The sequence below is a fragment of the Providencia manganoxydans genome, from assembly GCF_016618195.1.
In the GTDB taxonomy this organism is placed as follows: domain Bacteria; phylum Pseudomonadota; class Gammaproteobacteria; order Enterobacterales; family Enterobacteriaceae; genus Providencia; species Providencia manganoxydans.
In genome coordinates this window covers 2,533,695-2,557,021 of record NZ_CP067099.1, presented here as the reverse complement: position 1 = coordinate 2,557,021, position 23,327 = coordinate 2,533,695, and the positions used below count along the sequence as shown (strand labels likewise).

The window sequence follows — 23,327 nt, the reverse complement described above, 5'->3', positions numbered from 1 at the left end:
ATATGTTACAACAATCTTCTACGGCGGTTAGCCGTAATAAAATTGATTTTATTGCATTTTTTGAGCGTTTTGGCGTGCTAATTTTTATGGTGTTATTGGTATTATTTTTCCAAACACAAAATAGTAATTTTCTGACAGAACGCAATGTGACTAATATTCTAACTGAAGTGTCTATTTACGGCATTATGGCTGTTGGCATGACATTAGTTATCTTAACTGCGGGGATCGATTTATCAGTTGGTTCAATACTTGCTGTTAGTGCGATGACGGCGGCCTTTATTATTAAGGGCGACAATTTAGTCGGCTTAGATGTTAATGCGTGGGGGGGAATGAGCTGGCTAGTTGGCTTAGCCATTTGCTTAGCAGTTGGAACAGGTATTGGTTTCTTACAAGGACTTGGTATTACTCGCTTGAATATACCGCCATTTATTGTGACGTTAGGCGGTATGACAATTTGGCGCGGTTTAACATTAGTGATCAATGATGGTGCGCCTATTTCTGGATTTGATGCAGGCTATCGCTGGTGGGGACGTGGAGAATTACTGGGTATTTCTGTACCGATTTGGATCTTTGCTATTGTTGCATTGATTGGTTATTTGGCTCTGCATAAAAGTCGCTGGGGACGTTTTGTGTATGCCGTAGGCAGCAATCAAGAAGCTGCTAGACTAGCAGGGGTTAATGTCAAGCGTGTGTTAGTCAGCGTTTATGTTGTGATTGGTTGTTTAGCAGGGTTGGCAGGATTTGTATTGAGTGCACGTTTAGGGAGTGCTGAAGCCGTTGCAGGTATGACATTTGAGCTACGTGTGATCGCGTCTGTAGTTATTGGCGGAACCTCATTAATGGGAGGATATGGCCGTATTGGGGGAACGATTATTGGCTCAATTATTATGGGTATATTAATTAATGGTTTAGTCTTAATGAATGTTTCAGCTTATTATCAGCAAATAATTACAGGGTTAATTATTATTTTAGCAGTTGCATTTGATACTTATGCTAAAAACCGTCGTGGTGCACATTAAAATAGTGAGCTTTTTGTATCAACACCTTTTCATTTATATATGAAAAGGTGTTTTTTAACATAATATACTCGTGATACTTCAAGTTGTAGGGTTTTTTGTTTAAGGTGTAAGTGACTACGTGATACACATTGATTCACCGTGTTTATCTATACTCCTCGTCTATTTTCGCTTGTCGCCTACCCGCAACTCGAATTATTTAGAGTATATACTTTCAATTATAACTATTTTTATGGTTTTATGCGGTGGCTAATTTGGTTGTTTAATTATTTTTTATTACTGCTATACTATTAGCGTTATTTCTTTATATAAAAAGAAAATAACCCATGTAGTCACACTGGCTATATTTTTGATGTTCAATATATTGTTGAATTAAAATACTTAGTTTAGGAGTCGATAAAATGGTAAGTAATAATGCAGCACGTCGCTTGTTAGGCATGCCTTATAAATTGAGCCGTTCTAAGAAAAATTTGCGTGTATCAATTGTCACCAAAGAGAATGCCACTTCAAATTTACCCGACGATTTACAAAATAAATCGGTCGTTGCTGCACTAAAAAATACAGCGACAGAGAAAAAAACATATCATTCAACAACAGTCTTTTATCCTGAATATGTTGTTAGCTAATTGAATGTATGTTTACCCTCTAGCATGTATGGCTAGAGGGTATATATTGAAATTTGTATTTATTAATATCTCCAAACGGTTTAATTTCATTAAAAATAAATTTTATTATTTTATCTACATTAAAAAACTTTTTTGATGAGAGTTCCCTCCTGATCGTAACTAGTATGTCGTTGCTAAATTGTGATTGCAGTAACTAGTGCCTTTGTTGAAAATCAAGCACAATATTGAGACCTTTCTGATGAAAGAAGAATGGCTAACTTGGTTACAGTGCTTAGTATATAAAGATAAAAATTGGGTAGGGATCCCTGTTAATGAATTACAAATGTTTGATTTTATGTTTGTGTCTACTGGTTATTAGCGGTTGTTCTACGGGTTTCAAAAAAGATGAAGAAACTAATAGGTTAAAATTTAGTATCCAACAAGCAAACACGATACCGATTAAAGAATCCGTTGAGGTATTAGCAGTTTCAGATATGTTACCTGGAGATATTTTATTATCATCGGCAACAGGGTTGAACTCATGGGGGATCCGCTTATTCAGTATCAGTGGGGTTAGCCATGCCTCAATCTATTTAGGTGCTGGAGAGGTTGCGGAATCTGTCGGCAGTGGGGTAAGGATCATTTCCCTCGATCAAGCGATTTCAGATTCTAATAATATGGTGGTATTACGTCAATCAGGTTTGACATCGATGCATGCGAATAAATTACGCGAATTTTCTGTGCAAAATGATGGTGGTAAGTATAACTATAAAGGTATCGTCATGATCGCCCCTTGGATGCTGACTAAGCGTGTTTGCGAATTACCCTTAATTGGCCAAACGATACGTAATTTTTGTTTGAAAACACTAGCAAGCGTACAACTAGGTAATGATGTTGACCAAGCAAATGGTTTCTTTTGTTCGCAGTTTGTTTTAGATGCTTATAAATATGCAGGTATGCCATTATTTGAAGGCAATTCGGCTTGGATCACGCCAGCAGATATTCTACATATGCGAACTGATGATGTACCTACATTTATGCCTACCCATCGATTGAGTTACGTAGGACACTTGAAATCATGGAGTTTTGCGAGTGCTATTCGTAAAAAATAACAGTTTTATCAATTAATTGTAGTTAAAAATAAAAAAAAGGCCAACTCAAAGTGGTTGGCCTGCTAAAACTGGAAGCAATGTGAGCAATGTCGTTAACAAAAACTTGAGTAATTTACTCAGGTATTCGTTAAGTAAAAGATAACCATTCTCATTTAATAAATCAACCCTTTTTTGTCAGTTAATGAAGATTTTAATCGAATATGTACATTCTTAAAAATAATATCTATAAATTCAGTTAGTTGAGTGATGTTCTGATTTTGTGCTAGGATAAAATCTGACTGCGGGTACTCGGGTTTCAAAATAGCAGCATAGGTATATTTACTAGTATTTTTCTGAATTCAGCATATAGGAGCCACTCTTTGATGGGAAAATTACGAATTGGTATTGTGGGTCTAGGTTCGATCGCTCAGAAAGCTTACCTTCCAGTCTTAAGTAAAACCGATAGTTGGCAATTGATTGGGGCTTTTTCCCCTAACCAAATCAAAGCAAAGGTGGTATGTGATAATTACCGTATTCCTTTATATTCAGATATTAAGCAATTAGCCTCACAATGTGATGCCGTCTTTGTACATACCAGTACGTCGAGTCATTTTGAGGTGATCCACACTCTGTTATCAGCAGGGGTTCATGTGTATGTTGATAAGCCACTCGCAGAAACACTGACTCAATCAGAGCAACTTATTAATTTCGCAAAAAAACAAAAATTGTTTTTGATGGTTGGTTTTAACCGCCGTTTTGCACCTTTTTATCAATCGCTTAAACAAAATCTGGGTCAGGTGGCATCATTGCGAATGGAAAAACATCGTAGCAATAGTGTCGGGCCAAATGATGTGCGTTTTACATTATTGGATGATTATTTGCATGTAGTTGATACTGCGATTTGGTTAGCTGGTCATCAAGCGACAATTCAAAGTGGCAGTATTATTGCTACCGAAAAACAGCAGTTATTTTATGCAGAGCATCATTTACTCGTTAATGGTTGTTGGGTGACAACGTCAATGCATCGTCGAGCTGGAAGTCAGCAAGAACAAGTTACCGCAACGTGTGATGGCGGGATCTATCAAGTGACTAATATGAACCATTGGTTGAGTGAGGGTCAATCAGGTATAAAACAAATACAGCCATCTAGCTGGGATTCTATTTTAGTGCAAAGAGGGTTTGATGGCGCAATCCGTCATTTTATTGAAGCGGTGAGCCATCAAACAGAACCTGAAATTAGTGGCGAACAAGCCATTTATGCACAACAATTAATTGAAAAATTTTTGGCATAAAATAAATAAGGTAGGCAATATGTTTAATCCTGCTCAAGATTCAGAAGTGTTATTTGTTGCCGGTTTTGGTCCTATAACACGTGACTCATTGGCGAGTCGTCATTTTTATCAGGCTGCGCTTGGGTTACCTTTACAAGAGATGGAAGGGAATAGTGATTACTTAACTTGTGAAGAAGAGCAGCTAGGTGGCATTAATCATTTTGCCTTATGGCCGCTTGAGCAGGTAGCACAATCTTGTTTTGGACAAGAACACTGGCCAAAAGAGCATATTATTCCTCAAAGTTGGATTGAATTTGAAGTCGCAAGTTTATCTAAAGCCACGCAAAATTTTATCGATCACGGTTATTCTTTACTGATTAACCAGAAAATAGAACCTTGGGGGCAAACTGTTACTCGTTTATTGAGTCCTGAAGGAATGTTGGTGAGTCTGACGATTACGCCTTGGTTAAGAGAGTAAACATAAATTTATTGTGAGAGATCTCATTTATTTAGTTGTTGACGAGATATTTTTACATAACGGTATATAATTCTTCTGTTAACTTAAATTCTATTTTTTATCAGGAGGGGATATGTATAAAACAATTCTGGTTCCTATAGATTTAACTGAAGATGAACTTACCAGTAAAGCGGTTCGTCATGCAGTTAATTTAGCTAAACAATCAGGGGCAAAGCTGCATTTAATTCATGTACTGCCGATTTCTTCTGCAATTATTAATGCTTATGCGCTGGGATATATGGAAATCAAAGATCGCGCAACCGTTAAGGCAGAAGAAGATATGAAAATGTTAGTGGATTCAATCGACTTGCCACTGTCTGATGTAAACTACACAATTACATTTGGCTCACCTCGTGATGAAGTGATTAATACTGCAAAAGATATCAATGCAGATATTATTGTGATTGGCTCACGTCGTCCAAATATTACTACCCATCTTTTAGGTTCAACGGCAGCGGGTATTGTCCGTTACGCAGAAACATCCGTTTTAGTTGTGCGTTAAGGAGCGAAGTAAACCTATCTGTATTCAGGTAGGTTTTTAGGTACCCATTCAGCACATTTAAAATCAATATAAATCAATCTTTTTACGACTGTTTGTTTGTCTTTTATTTTACCCCATTTAAGCTATTGAATGTTATAGTTCAGCATACTGAATTTTATTGCATAAAAGGAAAACGAGCTTATTTATGGAGAAGTTCTCAAAAGAAGTGATCCGCATTGAGCACTTTATATTAAGGGTACTGCGTTTTTATTGTTTATCTCTATTGGTCTTTTTTCTTGGGCTATTGCCAGGCATTATTGGTTTTTATTTTATTGAAGGTCATTCACTCATGGAGTCGATGCTCAATGCATTATCTATGTTAAGTGGCCAAGAAATAGAACCTGCACCAATAACACAAGGCGGACGTTTTTTTATCGCCATTTATGGCTTATTTTTGCAGAGTGTATTCATCATTAGTATTGGTCTAATTGTGACTCCATTTATCCATCGTATTCTGCATAAATGGCATTTAGAGGAAGATTAGTATTTTGATGAAATTGTGAACTAGCTTTAACAAATCATCATTTAGCTCACGGCAGTTTGATTTTATTGAAGCTATACTTTACAGGATAAGCACGCTTACATGTTAATGAGGGTATCATATGTATAATAAAATTTTGGTTCCTGTCGATATTTCTGAAGATGTTCTGACGGATAAAGCGTTAAAACATGCTATTTATTTGGCTAAAGCATCAGGAGCAAAAATACATCTTTTTCACTCTGTACCCGATGTGTCCCGGTTTTCGATGAGTTATAGCTACCATTATGATCTGCTGTCTTCTTTTGCGAAAAAAGCACTTGAACGTTCAGAAGAACAGCTAAAAGAGATTATTGCGAAGATTGATTACCCACATGAAGATATTAGCTTCAAAGTTGTGTTTGGCTCGCCACGAGATAAAGTTTTATCTGAAGCGGAAGAAATTGGTGCAGATCTTATTGTTATTGGTTCTCGCAATCCAAGTATTACGACTCATTTATTAGGCTCAAATGCTTCGGGTATTGTTTCGTATGCGAAAATTTCAGTGTTAGTTGTTAGATAAGAAAATGCAGATAAGGTCAGTTTATCACTGACCTTACTTTTAGGATTGTGTATTAAGCTAGAATTAGATGAGAGTTATAGAATTAATGGTTATTTCCCTTCAACCGCTTCTTTTGCTTTTTGGATAGCTTGAATGCCTTGTTCGCATGCTTGTTCTTGTGCATCTTCTGGATAATCAGCTAATGCTTTTTTAGCGTCAGCTAATTGTTGTTTCATTTCTGCGATGCGTTCTTTAGCATCGGGCTCGCTTTTATATTGCTCTTCAGCTTGTTTCACAAGCGCATTCATTTCTTGAAAATAAGTATCACAGTTTTTTCCTGCATTTGCGCCAAATGCAGTTAATGTAACTATTATCCCTAAAACGGCCGGTAGTAATTTTTTCATAATTTATTCGCTTTTTTGACGTAACAATAATGCGAGAATAGCATTCCATATTAAAAAAGACATCATCCTCAGTAAGCATATTTTCTTCAGTGCGGTTTTTTTTCTACATATTAGGATTTATCTGTTCGTTTTATCTTCTTTTTACAACACAGACAAATAGCACGAAATGTCTAAATATAAATGAGAATCATTATTGACCATGCCATGGATTAAAGTGTACAGTTAAGTACACTTTTGGTTGTAAGGAGATAGAGTGATGCCGAATAAAACTATTATTAATACAGTGGAATGGCCTGTTTGTGTGATAAATACGTTTCCTGAAACAATGGATGAAACACGTTTATGGCTAGAGGAAATGGACTTGCTACTTGCAAGAAGACTACAATTTGCGTTGATTTATCCTCCTGTACAAAAGCCAAAAGGCAAACCAACTACAGAACATATGGAAGCGATGAAATATGTTCGCCGCTGGTTAAAACATGCGAGGGAGCCAATGATAGAGCATTGCCGAGCAATGGTCGTAACATTACAACCTAACGGCAGCAATAAAGCAGAGATGGAAGAAATGGCGCCATTACTTTCTAATTTATATGGACCTGAAGTTATTATTGAAAGTGATATTACCTCAGCAAAACAACGAGCAACAGAATTAGTCGCTAAATAAATTTAGCGACTAATTTTGCGAATGTAGCTGGCGATGATATCAACGGAAAGCGAAATTTGCTGAGTTATAAATTCATCACTAGGTTGGAAATCAGCAACACAGAAAGTGGTAATAAACACATCTGCTTTTAGCATTTCCAAGAAGCGTGATGAAATACTGAGCAGTATTTTTTCATTAACTTTTACTTCAGGTAACTCAAGAAGTTTTTCTGCTAATAATCGATAGCTACGCACGGGGCCTTGTTCAAAAAAGGCCTGACTGATTTCAGGAAAACGATTATATTCGCCAAGGATCAAACGGTATAAACCAATGGATTGTGGTTTAATCACATTCAGCAAAAATCTCGCACCATAAAAAGATAATACAGACTCGATGGTCTGAGGTGCAGGTGGCGTGGTTTCATAGTCACTGAATATATCATCAATCATTGTTTCGATAACGGCGGCAAATAATCCCTCTTTATCGCCAAAATTTTTATATAAAGTAGAACGCGATCCCCCCGCGCGCTCAATAATCATATCCAGCGTTGTTCCTTCAAACCCATGTTGAATAAAAATCTCAGAGGCCGCAGAAATTAATGCTTTATTACGGCGTTGTCCTTTGGGGGTTTTGGCTGGAAATGGGGTATTCATGCAATATTATTCCTAGCATTATGATTTATTTAATGATTAATCCTAACTCGTGATTATCATGAAAGATAAGGTCGATAATGATTAATCATACTTAACCTGAAAGAGATCATGATTCAGGCTATTATTTCGCTCTATGATACCGACAAAGGTTATCATGTTTGAACTATTATCTGAATAATTACAGTGTTAGTGAGGGGGAGGGTGATGAAAGAGGGTACAATTGATGCGGAGCAGAGTAATAATGTCATCTCAAACAGCCAACGAGAAATTACTCGCTTATGTATAGAGTGTGGGCTGTTACTACTACAGCATGGCGCAGAAAGCATGTTAGTGGAACAACTTACTACACGTTTAGGCGTTGCTTTAGGCGCGGATCAAGTTGATAGTGCTATTTCCTCAAACTCTCTGGTTCTCACAACGATTATTGATGGTCACTGTTTGACATCGACCCGAAGAATTATTGATCGCGGCATTAATATGCATGTTGTGACTGAGGTTCAACACGCGGTAATTTTAGTTGAGCATCATTTATTAGATCGTAAGCAATTACAGAAAAAACTGTCGTCAATAAAACCGTTACGCTACCCACGTTGGATGATGGTTTTGATGGTGGCTCTATCATGTGCTTGTTTTAGTAAGCTCAATGGTGGGGGTTGGGATGGCTCGCTAGTGACTTTTATTGCCAGTGGCTGTGCAATGTATATTCGCCAAGTTCTAACATCACGGCAAATGAATCCATTGATTAATTTTTGTATTACGGCATTTGTTGCCACTTCAGTCTCTGGCTTGTTATTGAAATTACCTTATTTTGCACCGACAGCCAGTATTTCAATGGCTGCGAGTGTGCTACTGCTCGTGCCGGGCTTCCCTTTAATCAATGCTGTTGCAGATATGTTTAAAGGTCATGTAAATACGGGGCTTGCTCGCTGGACAATGGCGAGTTTATTAACATTAGCAACCTGTATTGGAGTGGTGATGGCGATGGCGGTGTGGAATCTGAGGGACTGGGCATGAATTTTATATTAGCACTGTTAGAAGATATGTTTCTGGCCGCAATCCCTGCCGTTGGCTTTGCAATGGTATTTAACGTGCCAGTAAAGGCTTTAAAGTACTGTGCTTTATTAGGTGCAATAGGCCATGGTTCAAGAATGACAATGATGACATTAGGTTTAAATATTGAGTGGGCAAGTTTTATTGCTGCGATCCTTGTCGGAGCGATAGGTATCCAGTGGTCAAGGTCGTGGTTAGCACACCCAAAAGTTTTTACAGTCGCAGCGGTAATACCCATGTTTCCGGGGATCAGTGCTTATCTTGCTATGATCTCCGTAGTAAAAATTTCTCATCTCGGGTACACCCCAGAGCTATTCGAAACCTTGGTCACAAATTTTTTAAGGGCATCGTTTATTGTTGGTGCGTTATCCATTGGTTTGTCATTGCCTGGCTTATGGTTATATCGTAAGCGACCGAGTGTATAATTAGAGGGACTGGCCATTACTGCTGATTTTTACGACTAAAAAAGATTAAACAAAAGTCTAAAAAATGGCTTTGTGTCTTCAGCAATTTAGCGCTTTATTATTTGAGTTAATTGTTGTGTTTAAATGTTGCCCTATGAATTCGATTAAAGCACACTTCACTTATTGGATACTAGATTGAGGGCACTTGTCTCACACTAAAATAGCTTTAATTCGCATAAAATTTAACCCACAAAGTTCAACAATCCCGAGTTTAATGGGGTTCATAAATATTAATGACTGACGTTAAACGATGTACAGTTATTTAATTAGGCAGTGTCATAAGTTATTCGATTAATTAATAAACAAAACTGTAATTATTTAAAATTTTTCGCATTATATGATTGCTTTAATACGCCACTGTAGTGGTATGACGAGCGCATTATGCCGACTAAATAGGTTGTTTCTAATATTCATCCAAGGCAAAAAGGTTTATATTCAACCGCAATTCTGCCATGAGAAAAATTGCAGTATATTACAGTGTGCGTTAATGCATTCAGGTTACTTGTTTATTATTAGTGGTGCTATTTTGAGTCAATTATTCTTTTTTTCGTGCTCTAAGTGGGCACTTTCGTTTTTTATATTGTTATTTACTTCCTCTCTTATTGCCGCCCCCGCTGGATTTGATGAAGCGAAAGTATTAAGTAAAACCAAAGTTTATATGGATCAGACTCATCAAGGTGAAGGGACATTGTATTGCGGTTGTGATTGGAATTGGGTGGGTAAAAGTGGTGGTCGTGTTGATTTAGCATCTTGTGGCTATCAAGTTCGTAAGCAGCAAGCACGGGCGGAAAGAATTGAATGGGAACATATTGTTCCTGCATGGGTTTTTGGTCATCAAAGACAATGTTGGCAGAACGGTGGACGTAAAAATTGTATTGCGACTGATGCCATTTTTCGCAAAATGGAAGCGGATATGCATAACTTAGCGCCTTCTATCGGTGAGGTAAATGGGGATCGTAGTAATTTTAGTTATGGACAACTTACTGATGCCGTGGAGTACCCTTATGGCCAGTGTCGTAGCCGTGTTGATTTTAAACAGCGTGAGTTTGAGCCTCGCAATGAAGTGAAAGGGCAGGTTGCGCGAGTCTACTTTTATATGCATGATCGCTATAACCTTTCCATGTCGCGGCAGCAGCAACAATTATTGATGGCATGGGATAAACAATACCCACCTAATCAATGGGAAAAACTGCGTGATCAGCGCATTGCTGCACAAATGGGTCATCATAATCCTTTTGTAACAGGGGAAGCATCATGGCAGCTTGGGCATAAAAATAGTGCTCAGGGGCTTAAGTTTGATAATGATGTTTCACCAACGCAGGTAAAAACAACAGTATCAAAACCACAATCGACCGAAGGTGTGATGCAGGTGAAAGGGAATCGTAATTCCCACAAGTATCATTTATCACATTGTACCGGTTTTAAAACGACATCCGAAAAAAATGCAGTTATGTTTGCAGATGAATTAGCCGCTCAAGCAGCAGGTTATGAATTAGCTGGTAACTGCAAACCATAAATAATTCGATACCCAGTATTGTTTTAGTTACTCAACACTGGGTTTTTATATTGTTAATAATCAATTTGTTACGCTTTAATTTATTAAAGCGAGTTGAGTCTTATTTATTAATTTAGGGTATAAATGCAAAAATATATCATTATAAGTGTTAAATTATTGTTGCATTTAAAAGAAATACAGCGGTATAGTCTTTTTAACGGATGCACGTAACACCATAAGAGTTAACAGATTTAAATTTACGGTGTTTTGTCATAATAGTGTCATAGAAATTCATTAGTTTACGGGTATAGCCTAGCAGGGAGGAACTAATGGGAACTAAGTCTTTGTTTATGTGTTCACAAGGCCGGTTACTGTTCCATCATGAAATTGTCATGGTGAGATTAGTAACCGGTTTTTTTATTGCATGTTCAACCAACACGAGCTTGAAGGGAGCTCCTCTCTGTTCTGAATAGTCCGTCATTTGAATTGACTTCAACGATACCTGGAAGGGTTAATACTATGAGTAGACAGAAAGCTGCAACAAAGACACGCCGTGAAATGAAACGTTCATTACGTAAAGAGCGCGCAGGTCGTTACGAAATGGCCAGTGTAACTTCCTTTGCTGATTTTACTGGCATTGAGCCAATCGGAATGGCAAAAGAGCGGCGTGATAATTCGCCGATCACCCCTCGTAATGACGCACAAAAGCTCTATATCAATTCGATTAAGCATAAACAATTAATTTTCGCAAATGGGGAAGCCGGTTGCGGTAAAACGTTTATTAGTACCGCACTTGCTGCGGATGCATTAATCAATAAAGACATCAATAAAATCATTGTCACACGACCTGTCTTGCAGGCAGAAGAAGATCTCGGTTTTCTTCCGGGCGATATGGCTGAAAAGTTTGCGCCATATTTTCGGCCGGTTTATGACGTATTAGTGAAAAGATTAGGTAATTCCTTTTTACAATACTGTTTGCGGCCTGAGATTGCTAAGGTTGAAATTGCACCATTTGCCTATATGCGTGGTCGTACATTTGAAAATGCGATTGTGATATTAGATGAAGCGCAAAATGTGACTGTCACACAAATGAAAATGTTCTTAACGCGTTTAGGAGAGAATGTCACAGTGATTGTTAATGGTGATGTAACGCAGTGTGATCTACCTGAAGGTGTTACATCTGGATTAGCCGATGCCTTACAGCGTTTTAGCAGTGATGAAATGGTTGCGATGATCAATTTCACTGTTGATGACTGTGTGCGCTCAACATTGTGCCACCGCGCTTTATTAGCTTATAGCTAGCGCATAAACTGTCTTATCCATAGCCCCACAGAGTGGGGCTATAGTTTTGCTACGAAGTATTTCTGCTTTATGTTATCCGTTAAAAATAAATAATTTGATTTTCCTACGTTATTTTAAAAAAATTTATGTCCCCGATAAATATATATGCCAGCTAGCACGCTAACTTAAGATTGCTGAGATATTCTTTTTAATTATAGTGACTAGTGATGTAGCATCTCATGCACAATTTGTTCGTCATTGAGTGAATAAGGGTAATAAGTTGGCCAATTATCCATTTGTTGTAGCAATTTTTCTTGTGAATCATTGCCCATATAGAGATGGAAATGGCTGGAGGCTTGTGGCTCGATAATATGATCACTAAATTGAATGTATTTTGGCGCTTTTGATGCAGGATCTTGGCACTCAAATAGATAACGAACGCCTTTTTTACCTGAAGTATAATTAAGGATTTTATAGCCTGAATAATGGTAAGTGCAACTATGAATTTGCCCGTTTTGGCTAAACTCAATGATATTATTTTCAATACTTATGCTATCAACATCCGTTGCATAACCTTTTTTATAATACGCACGATATTCTTCAACCGTTTTATCTTTATGAGTTTTGGCTTTTTGTTCTAATACGGGATCCAATCTGCCATTGAGTAATAGTGGGTTAACAGATTCCCATATTCCATCCCAATCACTCAGTTTTCTATCTTTTACATCAGCATCATCAAAAAATCCTTTACTGGCTTGAATGGCTTTCTCAGATTGAGGATGAGCGTGGCTATGAGCAAAAACATTAAAACTCGTCAATAATGCGCAGACACTTAATGTCATTGTAACAAGTGATTTGTTGTTCATTGAGGGGATCCTTAGCGGTCAATTAACTGAAGTGTTATGTTATAATATAACATTAATATAAATGCAAAAGATTATTTTGTAGAAAAAGAAGAAGTTCTAAAGGAATGCGGTAATGATATGAAAATTAAGAAAAAATATAGCCTTAAGATAGGCCATATTTTTAGAATAAAGTGGAAATCCGAAAATTAATACCTTGGTTTGCTGATCTGCTGCTCTCGATAAATGTTTTGGTTTTGATGGATTATTTTCTAGCCTTGGTGATCTTGTTTTAACCACGACGACGGTAGTTAACCAACTTGCTGGTGAGATTAGTGGGCAAAACACACGTATTAAAGCCAGTGGACAGGTGATTAATACAGGGTTAATAGATGGTGGATTAATACATATCACGACCAATACATTAGATAACCTAAGAACAGGGCGTATTTATGGTGATTTCCTCGCTATTGCGGCTAATACTTTATTAAATGATAAACAAGGCGATAAGGCCGCAGTAATTGCTGGGCGTAAAGAAACCCATATTGCAGTTTCTGAGCTATTAAACCGTGATCACGCATTGATTTACAGTGATGGTAATTTAACTATCGGTAATACGCTTAATGACCAGCTGCAAGCATCAGGCCATGCTAAGAGTGTGAGAAATCAAAGCGAAAACATTGAAGCAGCTGAAGATCTGACATTAAAAACAGCGTTTCTTGAAAATAAAGATATTCACTTACAACTCACAGCAAAACCTGTTGAAGTGAGCCGAGAGCATTTTGATTGGTTTGATTTTGGAAATGGTAAACGTTATAAAATTCAGCCACGTAATGGTAACGATACCCGCTATGCTATCAATGATGATGGTACTCTAAATAAAGAAGTTGGTATCCATTATGAAAAATCGAACCGCTGGCGGATGTTCGAAAATGGCAATTGGACAAAAGACTTCTATGAATATGATTACGACCGTGTTGTTTATGAAACACAGGTCATCCAGCGGGATGCCGCACTAGTCACGAGCGGTAAACATTTAACAATTGATGGGCAACAACTTAATAACGAAAATTCTCGCGTGGTGGCGGGACAAAATCTGATTTTAACTGGCTATGCGCTCAATAACCAAGAAGAGCAAGGTATTCGCCGCACTGTGGAAAGTGGTAATACGATTTATCGCTATAAAGGTGGTGGAAAATGGAAAACGCGTGAATCAGTCTATGCTTACCAAGGAGTAAACAGCGAAGAAGATTTACCTCTGCACTTATTAGAAGTCACTGAACAGGCAGGAAGTACAGGCAAACCTAAGTTGGATGACAGAACAGTCTATCAACTCGATGGCAAAGCGGGGGAAGTTGCTAATTCAACGCTAAACGAAAATCAAGGTGTGATACTGACTGAAGCAGTCTTAAAAGACAGTAAACATACACCTTTGGAACTTTCTGCTGGTCAACAGGCCGAGGTGACACCACTTCCATCCATTACTAAGGAAGTGGATGTTGCCGATGATAAATCCGTGACAGCCACTCAAGTGGATGATGCGAATATCGCTAATCATATTGATGTTCAAGGGCAAAGCGATGCCGGCAAAGGGCAAGATGTTACGGTAGAGCATACCCCTGAAGGTAAAGATAACCTCGATACAGTGATCAGAACGGTTGAGCCGAATACTAAATTGCCTGATAACAGTCTATTTAATCTGACGCCGGGTAGTGATAGCCAATTTCTTATCGAAACGGATCCCCGATTCACGAATTATAAAAAATGGCTTTCAAGTATTGATATTGTCTCTAATGATCAACTGCATAAACGCTTAGGTGATGGTTATTATGAGCAGCGTTTAGTGCGCGACCAGCTAATTGAAACCACAGGGCAACGCCTACTGGGTAACTACAGCAGCGATGAAGAACAGTATCGCGCCTTACTGACTAATGGTGTTGCATTTGGTCAACAATTTAACTTGACGCCGGGTATCGCGCTTTCTCCTGAACAAATGGCGAACTTGACTACCGATATTGTGTGGATGGTTAACAAAGAGGTTACTTTACCGGATGGCCGAGTTGAGATGGTCAGTGTGCCGCAAGTGTATGTCCGCGCTCGCCAAGGTGATTTAAACGGTAATGGAGCGTTACTGGCTGGACGCAATGTATCAGCCAATATGACGGGTAATATTCTAAATAGTGGAGAAGTCAGTAGCCGTGAACTGACTGATTTACGCGCTGAGAATATTGAAAATAGCGGGCGGATCCAAGGTAAGGATGTACAGCTCAATGCCTTGAAAGACATTAAAAATATAAGTAGTGAGATACGTGGATTAGACAGTGTATCACTCTCAGCTGGACGCGATATTCTTAGTGAAACAGTACAGCGTAGTGATGGTAAATCCGAATGGCTTGATCGTCCTGCCAGTATTTATGTGACAGGTGAGAATGGGCAACTGACCTTAAAAGCGGTGCAAGATATCAATTTGATTGCAACTGAAATTGGCAATTTAGGTGTCGAAGGTAAAACCTCGATCATTGCAGGCCGTGATATCAGTTTAGAGACAAGAGATATCAGCTCAGCATTTGATTACACCCATAATTCCACCAATTACTATCGTGGTGCTAATGGCACAGAAGTGGGTACAGAAATTCACACCAAGGGTGATTTAACGTTATCTGCGGGGCAAGACTTATCGGCGAGAGCGGCAAATGTATCTAGTGGTGGTGCGCTCGCAGTGAATGTTGGGCGCGATATCAATATCACATCTGGTGTTGAAACCAATGAATATGCGAAACACACTAAGCATACTGATAAAGGTTTCTTATCCAGTAGCACCAAAGAAACTCATGATGAAGTGAATGAACGTACTGCTATTAGTAGCACTTTTAGCGGTGATAGTGTGGGTATGCAGGCAGGAAATAACGTCAATATTGCTGGTAGTAATGTGCTTGGAACAAATGATGTTAGTGTTAATGCCGAAAATCAACTGAATGTCACGACCTCGGACGAAGCGTTACATGAAACCCACATGTCGAAAACGACCAAGTCAGGGTTGATGGGCACCGGGGGCTTAGGCTTCACGGTTGGTTCAAATTCGCAAAAGGTTACCACTGACAGCGAAAGCAACCTGAAAAAAGGGAGCGTGATTGGTAGCACCGCAGGTGATGTGAACTTAACTGCTGGTGGGTCTACCAATATTCATGGTAGTGATATTATTGCAGCAAAAGATATCAATGTTACAGGTAGTGATGTCAACATCAGCGCAGCTGAAAATAGCCGTACAGATATTACAACGGTAGAAACTAAATCAAGTGGTTTGACTGTATCGCTAGGCGGTACTGCGGGTAGTTTGTTAGATGGTATGGTGCAGACGGCAAAGTCAGCGAAAGAAGAAGATGACGGTCAATTAGCAGCACTTAAAGGGATGAAGGCAGGTTTACAAGGTGTTCAAGCCAAGCAAGCAGGTGAATTAGCTGGGATTAAAGAAGGCAGTAGTGTTACTGATGCCTTTGGTGTAAACGTGTCTTATGGCAGTAGCTCCTCAAAATCAGTCACTAAGACAGAGCAAAATACCGCATCAGGCAGTAACTTGAGCGCTGGCGATAATATAAACTTCACGGCGACAGGCAAAAAAGAGGGTAGCCAAGGTAATTTAACGGTACAAGGCAGCCAAATAGATGCGGGTAAAGATATTACTTTGACCGCGAAAAATGATATTAACCTGACTAGTGCTACCAATACGCAAACCGTGGATGGTAAAAACGAAAGCAAAGGCAGTTCAATTGGCGCGGGTATTAGCACTGGCGGTTGGAACGTGAATGCGAGTGTAAACAAAGGCAATGGTTTTGAAAAAGGTAACAGCCAGTTCTACACCGATACCGAAGTGAATGCGGGTAAACAACTGACGCTCAATAGCGGGAAAGATACCACGCTAACAGGTGCTCAAGTCAGTGGCGAGAGCGTGAAAGCTAATGTGGGCGGTGATTTAACCTTATCGAGCCAGCAAGCTACGGATAAATATGATTCGAAGCAACAGAGTGGCAGCATTTCTGGCAGTATAGGAACTGGGTTGAATACTACTGTTTCGCTGAATGCCAACAAAACCGAAATGCATAGCGACTATCAATCGGTGGATAGACAAACGGGTATCAACGCGGGCAAAGGCGGTTTTGACATTACGGTTGGCGATCATACGCAACTTGATGGTGCGGTGATTAGCAGTACTGCTGACGCAAATAAAAATAAACTGGATACGGGTACGCTGGGCTTTGGGGATATCAAAAACAAAGCTGAGTATAAGGTCGATAGCCAAAGTGGTGGCTTTAGTTCAGGGGGAACACCGTTTACAGACCAACTTGCCGGTAATGCAGCGGGTTCATTGCTGACCAATGTGAATAATAAAGGCAAAGACAGCAACACCACGCATTCGGCGGTATCGGAAGGTGAAATTATTGTTCGCGATAAGGACAATCAAAAACAAGATATCAAAGAATTAAGCCGTGATACTGACAATGCTCATGAGAAGCTCAATCCGATCTTTGACAAAGAAAAAGAGCAAAAACGGATAGAGAAAACGCAGTTAGTCGGGGAGCTTGGCAAGCAGATTACTGATATAGCGGTGACGGAAAAACGTATAGAAGCGACTAAGGCTGAAAGAGCGAATTTTGATAAAACGCCAATAACAAAGGATGAACGCGAGAAAGCGATAGATTCCATCAAAGACCCGAGCCTAAAAGAGGACGAAACAGCGATTCGAGATGCAGTACTCAATGATCGTATTGAAAAAGCAGTACAAGCGTCAGGGTGGGGTGTCGGTGGTGATAATCGTCGAATAGTGGAATCGGGAACAGCGTTAATTCAAGGGCTTATCAGTGGAGATGTCAATAAAGCGGTAGCGAATGCGAGTGCACCGTATATTGCGAATGAGATAGCCAAAGCCATTCCTGACGACAACAAAGAAGGGCGGATTATTGCACATGGAATCGCGAACACTGCATTAGCGCTGGCCAAAGGTGAAAATGCGGGAGCGCAATCTTTGGGGGCAATGACAGCGGAAGCAGTAGGCATGCTGTCACAAGAGTTATATAATAAACAGCCAAGTGAGCTGAGTGAAGATGAAAAAGCGACAGTCAGTGCTTTTGCAAGCTTAGCAGCAGGGATAGCAGGCGGTTTAGTAGGCGGAGATAGTTCAAGTGCAGCCAATGCCGCAGAGGCAGGGAAGACAACAGTTGAGAATAACTATCTGAGCTCTCAAAATGTCGTAGACATGAAAAAAGAGCTTGAAGAAGCGGATAAGACTGGCGCAGATAAAACAGGCATTTACGACAAGTACGGTAAAATCAGCAAGGAAAATAGAGATAAAGCCATTGCTGAAATTAAAGATGGCGATTCTTTTGATGCCATCGGTGCATGGGAAGAACTAAACGGCGGTGTCAATGTTGCCGATGCTTTGAAAATATCAGGCCTTTTTGATGACCTGAGTTCAGAAGATCGCGCCCAGCTTGTCAATTTTGTGAAAGCGGAAAGCGCACAAAGCGCCCAAGAAATTTATCAGTCATTATCGCTCACTGCGAAAGTGGCACTCCAAGGAAAAGAGATTGTAGAGAACTCAGGCATTAAAGGTTCATTGCCTGGCTCAGGGGTATCGTCTTTAGGAATTAAAGGCGGTAATAAAAAAGGAACTCAACAAAAAGAACAAGATAAAGAATCGCAGGAAGCTGTTAAGCCTCTTGATGTTGGTTCGTATAAAGAGTTAAAAGATCGTTCAAAAGTTGGTGATGGATTAGAACATGACCATATACCATCTTTTGCAGCATTAAAGAAAGCAAAAGAGACTGAGTTAGGAAGGCCTTTAACGAAAGAAGAATCAAATAAACTGTTCAATAATGCAACAGCTGTCGAAGTTCCTAAAGATGTTCATGCAGCAGGGCCTACGTACAAAGGGAAAAACTCGGCAACTCAAGTACAAAAGGATGCCGCTGATCTTTGTGGGGCACAATGTCGTGATACTGAGGCATTAAGACAAAATATGGTAAATCGTGGTTATGACCCTAAACTGGTTGATGATGCAATTAAAAAAATAATAGAACGAAATCAGGAAAAAGGAGTGACTAAATAATGACAGAGTGGGCTGAATTCGTTGATATACTTGGTAAAAGTGAGACTTCACAAGAGGTTAAGAACCTTTGTTTATCTATAAATGAAGATGTGAATATATCCATTGACCCAATAGAACATAATGATCCTATTGGAAGAACCAAATACTACAGCTTCATTCATTCAGGTATAGAGATAGGTTTTAGAGGAAACATATTAAACCATATCCATTTTTATTTTAATGATGAGGAAGGCTATGGTCAGTATAAAGGTAAGCTAATATCTGATATCTGTGCTGGATGGGATAAAGAAAATATCCTGAAAACGTTAGGAGAACCATCACTTACGGGGGGCGGAAAAATGGATATGCTTCTTGGTTATATTGATAGTTGGATTAAGTATCAATTTAAAAATTATGATTTGAATTTTCAATTTAAACAGAATGGCTATTTATCTCGTTGTAGCTTGATATCTAAATAAAAAAGATCCCAGTTATACAATGGGATCTTTTATCTACCTCACTCCCCCTCACTCAGCCGGATAATCAACTGTCCGGCTTGGCGGATGAGGGTATAGTGACTGCCCACCTCAAACCCTAACTCATTCAGCCACTTACCGCTGATGGTCAGTTGCGGGCTGGGTTTGGGCTTACCGTTGTTCGGTAAGTAACCCACTGAATATCGTCTTGATTTTGCCGTCTCTTCTTTAGCTGTCGGTGTTTTTACACTACAATCGCGCTTAGCCATAGGGACTAGTCCTTTAGTTGCTGTGGTTAGCGGTGTTTGCAGGTTGCACTCTGTCAGCACTGCGTTAAATACAAGGCTGAAAGAGCGAATTTTGATAAAACGCCAATAACAAAGGATGAACGCGAGAAAGCGATAGATTCAATCAAAGATCCGAACCTAAAAGAGGACGAAACAGCGATTCGAGATGCAGTACTCAATGATCGTATTGAAAAAGCGGTACAAGCGTTAGGATGGGGTGTCGGTGGTGATAATCGTCGAATAGTGGAGTCGGGAACCGCGTTAATTCAAGGGCTTATCAGTGGAGATGTCAACAAAGCGGTAGCGAATGCGAGTGCACCGTACATTGCGAATGAGATAGCCAAAGCCATTCCTGACGACAACAAAGAAGGGCGGATTATTGCACATGGAATCGCGAACACTGCATTAGCGCTGGCCAAAAGGTGAAAATGCGGGAGCGCAATCTTTAGGGGCAATGACAGCGGAAGCAGTAGGCATGCTGTCACAAGAGTTATATCATAAACAGCCAAGTGAGCTGAGTGAAGAAGAAAAAGCGACAGTCAGTGCTTTTGCAAGCTTAGCAGCAGGGATAGCAGGTGGTTTAGTAGTCGGAGATAGTTCAAGTGCAGCCAATGCCGCAGAGGCAGGGAAGACAACGGTTGAGAATAATTCGATGGGTATGGTTGGGGGAGATCTAGGGCTCTGGCTTTCAGATGTCAAAGACTGCGATCAAAATTGTAAGGCAGACATAACTAAAGGTATTAATAATGGTAATTTAGTTGTGTCTGGCGCGACAATGGGTATCGTTGCTGCTGGTTACTCATTAGTTATTGCACCAGAAATGGTAGCAACTGTTCGAGCAGCTTTAACAGGCTGTAAAGCTGCCCCTGTAATATGTTTGAATGAAGTGGGTATATTTACTGCGGAGGTAGCGACACCGGGCGGAACAGGTGCCGGCGGTGCATTGATTATCGGTAAAACAGCTCAAGAAGTATCAACGACTAAGCAAGTTATTCAATCCGAAATTAAAGCAGGGAAGATTAACTTAAATTAGTTAACGAGTGCTGAGCCAACAGCAATAAACTCAGGTAAAGATGTCCTTAAGTTACCTAACGGAAAACAAGGAACAGTTATACAGAATGCATTAGAGCCTCATGAATACCAGCAAGCATTAGATATTGTTAAATATAAGGGTGGTGATTTTAAAGGAGTTGAAAAAGAAAATTTCCAAGGAATAGATGGATGGTTAGATGGTGTCCCGGTTCAATTGAAATTAGTAGAAGGACAGAGTATCAACGCTGTTAGGCGCAATATTGTTAGCGGTGCCAAAGATATGCAAAAAGCAGGCTATCAAGGGGATCTGTATGTGGATGCATCTAAAACAGGTGTAAGCATGAAAGAAATGATTGAACACTTTAAACCTGGATCTCCAGTTAGCAATATTCCAAAAGAAGGCACTGTAAATAATATTTACATAAAAACTCAAGATGGTTGGCTTAATGTTACAAGTGGCTCAATTAGCACAAATGGAGGAAAGTAATGTCTAACGAAATTCTATTTCCAATTAAAAAACTTCCTCAATTTGAAGATATTCTTAATAATATCGTCGATGGTTTTAATTATTTTTCTTTGTCTACAAAACAATTAACTATAGGTATATCTGCTAAAAAAGGACTAAACTTAGCTGATAAGTTTATCTATATACAGGATCACGAATATAATTATTTTTGTTGGGTAAGTTTCAATTTTATTGAAGAAAATCTTCGTGATGCAGAAGATATAGAGTATCCATTCATGGGAAGTGTTTCCACAAGAGGTGATACTAACTTAAAGTTTTCAGTTTTAATTTTATATATAATATCTAGCTCATTGAATTCAAGAGTAATTTATGATGACGCTTATTTAATTCAAGATAAAGAACCTTATCCATGTCATGAATTAAAGCCATTTGTCGAGCGTTACATCCAAGATCTTTATTCTGATACCTAATTCAAAAAAATCCCAGCCCTACGCTGGGATATCCCTTATCTACTCTACTTCATTCCTCAACCAACCGGGTAATCAACTGTCCGGCTTGGCGGGTGAGGGTATAGTGGGTTCCCACCTCAAACCCCAGTTCCTTCAACCACTTACCGCTGATAATCAGCTGTGGGCTAGGGTTGGTTTTACCTCGGTTCGGCAAGTAACCTACTGAATATCATCTGGTTTTGACCACTTCTTCTTTAGCTGCTTATGTTTTTACATTACAATCGCGCTTAGCCATAATGCCTACCTCGTATAGTTACTGTGTTGGCAGGTTGCACCCTATCAGTACGGCGTTAAATACAGAATATTGACTCTTTTTCTTTCGCCGTCACTCGCGCAACGGTACCCGTCACTTGGCTCTGGATAATCATCGCAAGCTTATTGAGCCAATTCCTCCAATCTCGAAGTATGGTGAGTAGATTGTTGTATAACATTTTCGTTCTACAATTAGGATATTATCAATGCAGTTTAAAACTAACTCGATGAGATATAGTCGGTGTTGAGGAAATTAAAGGTATGAAGCTGAAAAAATAGTGATGGCTTTGCCACCACTATCAGCGATTGATATCACTCATTAATCATCAGGGTTATCCATCACATTATGGCGTTCATGATGATAGCCTTCCTCATCATAACCATAGCGCCAGTATGGAATGGCATAAATATTTTCACGGCCAAACCCTTTTTCACGGCGAATATAACGACGTAAATCACGAATAATTTGATCTTCGCCTGCAATCCAAAATGAAGCATCTTCTGTTGGTATATCCCAAGACTTAAATGTACTAATTAATTCAGCGGTCTTGCTGATATCACCACAAATCCATGTCACATCAATACCCGCTGGTTTACGAAGATCGCGCACATCATCTGGACTATCGAGTCGTAAAACAACTTGACCTGTAGCGTTTGCAGGCATTTTTTCAAGGAGGGCTGCAATGGCAGGTAGTGAACTTGAATCTCCAGCCATAAAATAATGTTGAGTTTGTGGCAGTAAAGGATCAGGCCCACCAGGGTTTGTGATCCCCATCCAATGGCCTGGTTGTGCATCACGAGCAAACAAATAAGCAGGCCCTGTTACGCCATCATGCATCGCAAACTCAATATCAATTTCTTTTATTTCAGGGCGAATGGCGCGTACGGTATAAGTTCGCACAAATGGGCGCGGTTTGTCTTCGGGCCAGCTGCGGCCATCTTTAGTTAATACAGGTAATGCAGGTTCACTTTTTAGATCAGGGGCAATAAAAATTTTGAGGTGACCACCTTCGCATTGAGTAGGGTAATCACGGAGTCGTTCTCCCGTGAAAGTGATACTTCTAATTGAAGGGCTGATATCGGTAATGGATTTAACCTGAATAAGCTGTGGTGGCGCCGGGCGGTATATGTTTTTTTCGACTGGTTTTTCACTAGCCACTAGCGAGCTCCTTTATATAAACGATAATGATAAAATTATTATTTGCTAACTGTTATCATTATCATATCACGCTTTCGTAGAATAGAAATAAGTGAGAGTAAAACATTTTTTCCTTAATAATGAGTAAAAATAATGCCGTACCAGTTCAACTAGTACGGCATATATTGTAAAA

Annotated in this window: 26 protein-coding genes; 19 read left to right on the top strand and 7 right to left on the bottom strand. The window is 39.4% G+C overall.

Features of this window, described 5'->3' with window-relative positions:
* The first annotated feature begins 2 nt into the window (after positions 1 to 2).
* From JI723_RS11455 to JI723_RS11420, 8 genes are all read left to right on the top strand, one after another.
* The gene (locus JI723_RS11455; RefSeq protein ID WP_272579730.1) at positions 3 to 1,019 is read left to right on the top strand and encodes an ABC transporter permease; all 1,017 of its coding nucleotides are present in this window, start codon (positions 3 to 5) and stop codon (positions 1,017 to 1,019) included.
* A gap of 398 nt (positions 1,020 to 1,417) precedes the next feature.
* Entirely contained in the window at positions 1,418 to 1,642 is a 225-nt protein-coding gene (gene sra, locus JI723_RS11450; RefSeq protein WP_070929707.1) for a stationary-phase-induced ribosome-associated protein, read from the top strand.
* Positions 1,643 to 1,953: 311 nt separating this feature from the next.
* On the top strand, positions 1,954 to 2,733 hold the full coding sequence (locus tag JI723_RS11445) for a YaeF family permuted papain-like enzyme (protein ID WP_140179165.1): 780 nt from the start codon (positions 1,954 to 1,956) through the stop codon (positions 2,731 to 2,733).
* A 362-nt stretch (positions 2,734 to 3,095) separates the two neighbouring features.
* The gene (locus tag JI723_RS11440) at positions 3,096 to 4,004 is read left to right on the top strand and encodes a Gfo/Idh/MocA family protein (RefSeq protein WP_319065896.1); all 909 of its coding nucleotides are present in this window, start codon (positions 3,096 to 3,098) and stop codon (positions 4,002 to 4,004) included.
* 19 nt (positions 4,005 to 4,023) lie between these two features.
* The gene (locus JI723_RS11435; protein WP_070929704.1) at positions 4,024 to 4,461 is read left to right on the top strand and encodes a VOC family protein; all 438 of its coding nucleotides are present in this window, start codon (positions 4,024 to 4,026) and stop codon (positions 4,459 to 4,461) included.
* Positions 4,462 to 4,573: 112 nt separating this feature from the next.
* Positions 4,574 to 5,002 (top strand): universal stress protein, encoded by a 429-nt coding sequence (locus tag JI723_RS11430; RefSeq protein WP_070929703.1) that lies wholly within the window; start codon positions 4,574 to 4,576, stop codon positions 5,000 to 5,002.
* Between the two features lie 184 nt (positions 5,003 to 5,186).
* Positions 5,187 to 5,525, top strand: a complete 339-nt coding sequence (locus tag JI723_RS11425; protein ID WP_070929702.1) for a hypothetical protein — start codon at positions 5,187 to 5,189, stop codon at positions 5,523 to 5,525.
* Between the two features lie 118 nt (positions 5,526 to 5,643).
* Positions 5,644 to 6,081, top strand: a complete 438-nt coding sequence (locus JI723_RS11420; protein ID WP_070929701.1) for a universal stress protein — start codon at positions 5,644 to 5,646, stop codon at positions 6,079 to 6,081.
* A gap of 89 nt (positions 6,082 to 6,170) precedes the next feature.
* On the opposite strand, the gene JI723_RS11415 is transcribed toward JI723_RS11420, so the two are convergent.
* Positions 6,171 to 6,464, bottom strand: coding sequence for a DUF5339 family protein (locus JI723_RS11415; RefSeq protein ID WP_070929700.1), 294 nt, complete (start codon positions 6,462 to 6,464; stop codon positions 6,171 to 6,173).
* A 256-nt stretch (positions 6,465 to 6,720) separates the two neighbouring features.
* On the opposite strand from JI723_RS11415, the gene JI723_RS11410 reads away from it, so the two are divergent.
* Complete coding sequence (locus JI723_RS11410; RefSeq protein WP_319065898.1) at positions 6,721 to 7,128, top strand: hypothetical protein; 408 nt, start codon at positions 6,721 to 6,723, stop codon at positions 7,126 to 7,128.
* A gap of 2 nt (positions 7,129 to 7,130) precedes the next feature.
* Here JI723_RS11410 and JI723_RS11405 read toward each other — a convergent pair whose 3' ends face one another.
* The gene (locus JI723_RS11405; protein ID WP_272579733.1) at positions 7,131 to 7,760 is read right to left on the bottom strand and encodes a TetR/AcrR family transcriptional regulator; all 630 of its coding nucleotides are present in this window, start codon (positions 7,758 to 7,760) and stop codon (positions 7,131 to 7,133) included.
* A gap of 204 nt (positions 7,761 to 7,964) precedes the next feature.
* Here JI723_RS11405 and JI723_RS11400 point away from each other — a divergent pair, with 204 nt between their 5' ends.
* The 4 genes from JI723_RS11400 (at position 7,965) to phoH (ending at position 12,071) form a co-directional block, all read left to right on the top strand.
* Positions 7,965 to 8,774 (top strand): threonine/serine exporter family protein, encoded by an 810-nt coding sequence (locus JI723_RS11400; RefSeq protein ID WP_272579734.1) that lies wholly within the window; start codon positions 7,965 to 7,967, stop codon positions 8,772 to 8,774.
* Positions 8,771 to 9,235 (top strand): threonine/serine exporter, encoded by a 465-nt coding sequence (locus JI723_RS11395; RefSeq protein WP_140179174.1) that lies wholly within the window; start codon positions 8,771 to 8,773, stop codon positions 9,233 to 9,235. Before JI723_RS11400 ends, JI723_RS11395 begins: the two co-directional genes overlap by 4 nt.
* Positions 9,236 to 9,761: 526 nt before the next feature.
* Positions 9,762 to 10,790: an endonuclease gene (locus JI723_RS11390; RefSeq protein WP_337979387.1), complete on the top strand. Its 1,029-nt coding sequence runs from the start codon at positions 9,762 to 9,764 to the stop codon at positions 10,788 to 10,790.
* Between the two features lie 498 nt (positions 10,791 to 11,288).
* On the top strand, positions 11,289 to 12,071 hold the full coding sequence (phoH, locus tag JI723_RS11385) for a phosphate starvation-inducible protein PhoH (RefSeq protein WP_070929695.1): 783 nt from the start codon (positions 11,289 to 11,291) through the stop codon (positions 12,069 to 12,071).
* Between the two features lie 200 nt (positions 12,072 to 12,271).
* Here the strand turns inward: phoH and zinT are convergent, their stop codons facing one another.
* Positions 12,272 to 12,916, bottom strand: a complete 645-nt coding sequence (gene zinT, locus JI723_RS11380) for a metal-binding protein ZinT (RefSeq protein WP_070929694.1) — start codon at positions 12,914 to 12,916, stop codon at positions 12,272 to 12,274.
* A 346-nt stretch (positions 12,917 to 13,262) separates the two neighbouring features.
* On the opposite strand from zinT, the gene JI723_RS11375 reads away from it, so the two are divergent.
* On the top strand, positions 13,263 to 18,995 hold the full coding sequence (locus JI723_RS11375; RefSeq protein WP_337979386.1) for a hemagglutinin repeat-containing protein: 5,733 nt from the start codon (positions 13,263 to 13,265) through the stop codon (positions 18,993 to 18,995).
* The gene (locus JI723_RS11370) at positions 18,995 to 19,453 is read left to right on the top strand and encodes a hypothetical protein (protein WP_337979385.1); all 459 of its coding nucleotides are present in this window, start codon (positions 18,995 to 18,997) and stop codon (positions 19,451 to 19,453) included. Before JI723_RS11375 ends, JI723_RS11370 begins: the two co-directional genes overlap by 1 nt.
* Positions 19,454 to 19,491: 38 nt before the next feature.
* Here JI723_RS11370 and JI723_RS11365 read toward each other — a convergent pair whose 3' ends face one another.
* On the bottom strand, positions 19,492 to 19,719 hold the full coding sequence (locus tag JI723_RS11365; protein WP_337979384.1) for a SymE family type I addiction module toxin: 228 nt from the start codon (positions 19,717 to 19,719) through the stop codon (positions 19,492 to 19,494).
* Positions 19,720 to 19,755: 36 nt separating this feature from the next.
* On the opposite strand from JI723_RS11365, the gene JI723_RS11360 reads away from it, so the two are divergent.
* From JI723_RS11360 to JI723_RS11345, 4 genes are all read left to right on the top strand, one after another.
* Complete coding sequence (locus tag JI723_RS11360; RefSeq protein ID WP_337979383.1) at positions 19,756 to 20,163, top strand: hypothetical protein; 408 nt, start codon at positions 19,756 to 19,758, stop codon at positions 20,161 to 20,163.
* A 28-nt stretch (positions 20,164 to 20,191) separates the two neighbouring features.
* Entirely contained in the window at positions 20,192 to 20,770 is a 579-nt protein-coding gene (locus JI723_RS11355) for a VENN motif pre-toxin domain-containing protein (protein ID WP_337979382.1), read from the top strand.
* Between the two features lie 213 nt (positions 20,771 to 20,983).
* Positions 20,984 to 21,256 (top strand): hypothetical protein, encoded by a 273-nt coding sequence (locus tag JI723_RS11350; RefSeq protein ID WP_337979381.1) that lies wholly within the window; start codon positions 20,984 to 20,986, stop codon positions 21,254 to 21,256.
* Positions 21,256 to 21,705 carry a hypothetical protein gene (locus JI723_RS11345; RefSeq protein ID WP_337979380.1) on the top strand — a complete coding sequence of 150 codons (450 nt, stop codon included), beginning with the start codon at positions 21,256 to 21,258 and terminating at the stop codon, positions 21,703 to 21,705. Before JI723_RS11350 ends, JI723_RS11345 begins: the two co-directional genes overlap by 1 nt.
* A gap of 49 nt (positions 21,706 to 21,754) precedes the next feature.
* Here the strand turns inward: JI723_RS11345 and JI723_RS11340 are convergent, their stop codons facing one another.
* The 3 genes from JI723_RS11340 to JI723_RS11330 form a co-directional block, all read right to left on the bottom strand.
* Positions 21,755 to 21,898 carry a SymE family type I addiction module toxin gene (locus JI723_RS11340; protein WP_337979379.1) on the bottom strand — a complete coding sequence of 48 codons (144 nt, stop codon included), beginning with the start codon at positions 21,896 to 21,898 and terminating at the stop codon, positions 21,755 to 21,757.
* Positions 21,899 to 22,034: 136 nt separating this feature from the next.
* A complete protein-coding gene (locus JI723_RS11335) occupies positions 22,035 to 22,175 on the bottom strand; it encodes a hypothetical protein (RefSeq protein ID WP_337979378.1) in 141 nt (46 codons plus the stop codon).
* Positions 22,176 to 22,315: 140 nt separating this feature from the next.
* Complete coding sequence (locus JI723_RS11330; RefSeq protein WP_272579737.1) at positions 22,316 to 23,155, bottom strand: siderophore-interacting protein; 840 nt, start codon at positions 23,153 to 23,155, stop codon at positions 22,316 to 22,318.
* Positions 23,156 to 23,327: the final 172 nt, after the last annotated feature.

Excerpts from the sequence above, each read along its gene's own strand:
- JI723_RS11455 (WP_272579730.1), top strand. The coding sequence starts at position 3 with ATGTTACAACAATCTTCTACGGCGGTTAGCCGTAATAAAATTGATTTT.
- sra (WP_070929707.1), top strand. The coding sequence starts at position 1,418 with ATGGTAAGTAATAATGCAGCACGTCGCTTGTTAGGCATGCCTTATAAA.
- JI723_RS11445 (WP_140179165.1), top strand. The coding sequence starts at position 1,954 with ATGAATTACAAATGTTTGATTTTATGTTTGTGTCTACTGGTTATTAGC.
- JI723_RS11440 (WP_319065896.1), top strand. The coding sequence starts at position 3,096 with ATGGGAAAATTACGAATTGGTATTGTGGGTCTAGGTTCGATCGCTCAG.
- JI723_RS11435 (WP_070929704.1), top strand. The coding sequence starts at position 4,024 with ATGTTTAATCCTGCTCAAGATTCAGAAGTGTTATTTGTTGCCGGTTTT.
- JI723_RS11430 (WP_070929703.1), top strand. The coding sequence starts at position 4,574 with ATGTATAAAACAATTCTGGTTCCTATAGATTTAACTGAAGATGAACTT.
- JI723_RS11425 (WP_070929702.1), top strand. The coding sequence starts at position 5,187 with ATGGAGAAGTTCTCAAAAGAAGTGATCCGCATTGAGCACTTTATATTA.
- JI723_RS11420 (WP_070929701.1), top strand. The coding sequence starts at position 5,644 with ATGTATAATAAAATTTTGGTTCCTGTCGATATTTCTGAAGATGTTCTG.
- JI723_RS11415 (WP_070929700.1), bottom strand. The coding sequence starts at position 6,464 with ATGAAAAAATTACTACCGGCCGTTTTAGGGATAATAGTTACATTAACT.
- JI723_RS11410 (WP_319065898.1), top strand. The coding sequence starts at position 6,721 with ATGCCGAATAAAACTATTATTAATACAGTGGAATGGCCTGTTTGTGTG.
- JI723_RS11405 (WP_272579733.1), bottom strand. The coding sequence starts at position 7,760 with ATGAATACCCCATTTCCAGCCAAAACCCCCAAAGGACAACGCCGTAAT.
- JI723_RS11400 (WP_272579734.1), top strand. The coding sequence starts at position 7,965 with ATGAAAGAGGGTACAATTGATGCGGAGCAGAGTAATAATGTCATCTCA.
- JI723_RS11395 (WP_140179174.1), top strand. The coding sequence starts at position 8,771 with ATGAATTTTATATTAGCACTGTTAGAAGATATGTTTCTGGCCGCAATC.
- JI723_RS11390 (WP_337979387.1), top strand. The coding sequence starts at position 9,762 with ATGCATTCAGGTTACTTGTTTATTATTAGTGGTGCTATTTTGAGTCAA.
- phoH (WP_070929695.1), top strand. The coding sequence starts at position 11,289 with ATGAGTAGACAGAAAGCTGCAACAAAGACACGCCGTGAAATGAAACGT.
- zinT (WP_070929694.1), bottom strand. The coding sequence starts at position 12,916 with ATGAACAACAAATCACTTGTTACAATGACATTAAGTGTCTGCGCATTA.
- JI723_RS11370 (WP_337979385.1), top strand. The coding sequence starts at position 18,995 with ATGACAGAGTGGGCTGAATTCGTTGATATACTTGGTAAAAGTGAGACT.
- JI723_RS11365 (WP_337979384.1), bottom strand. The coding sequence starts at position 19,719 with ATGGCTAAGCGCGATTGTAGTGTAAAAACACCGACAGCTAAAGAAGAG.
- JI723_RS11355 (WP_337979382.1), top strand. The coding sequence starts at position 20,192 with ATGACAGCGGAAGCAGTAGGCATGCTGTCACAAGAGTTATATCATAAA.
- JI723_RS11345 (WP_337979380.1), top strand. The coding sequence starts at position 21,256 with ATGTCTAACGAAATTCTATTTCCAATTAAAAAACTTCCTCAATTTGAA.
- JI723_RS11335 (WP_337979378.1), bottom strand. The coding sequence starts at position 22,175 with ATGTTATACAACAATCTACTCACCATACTTCGAGATTGGAGGAATTGG.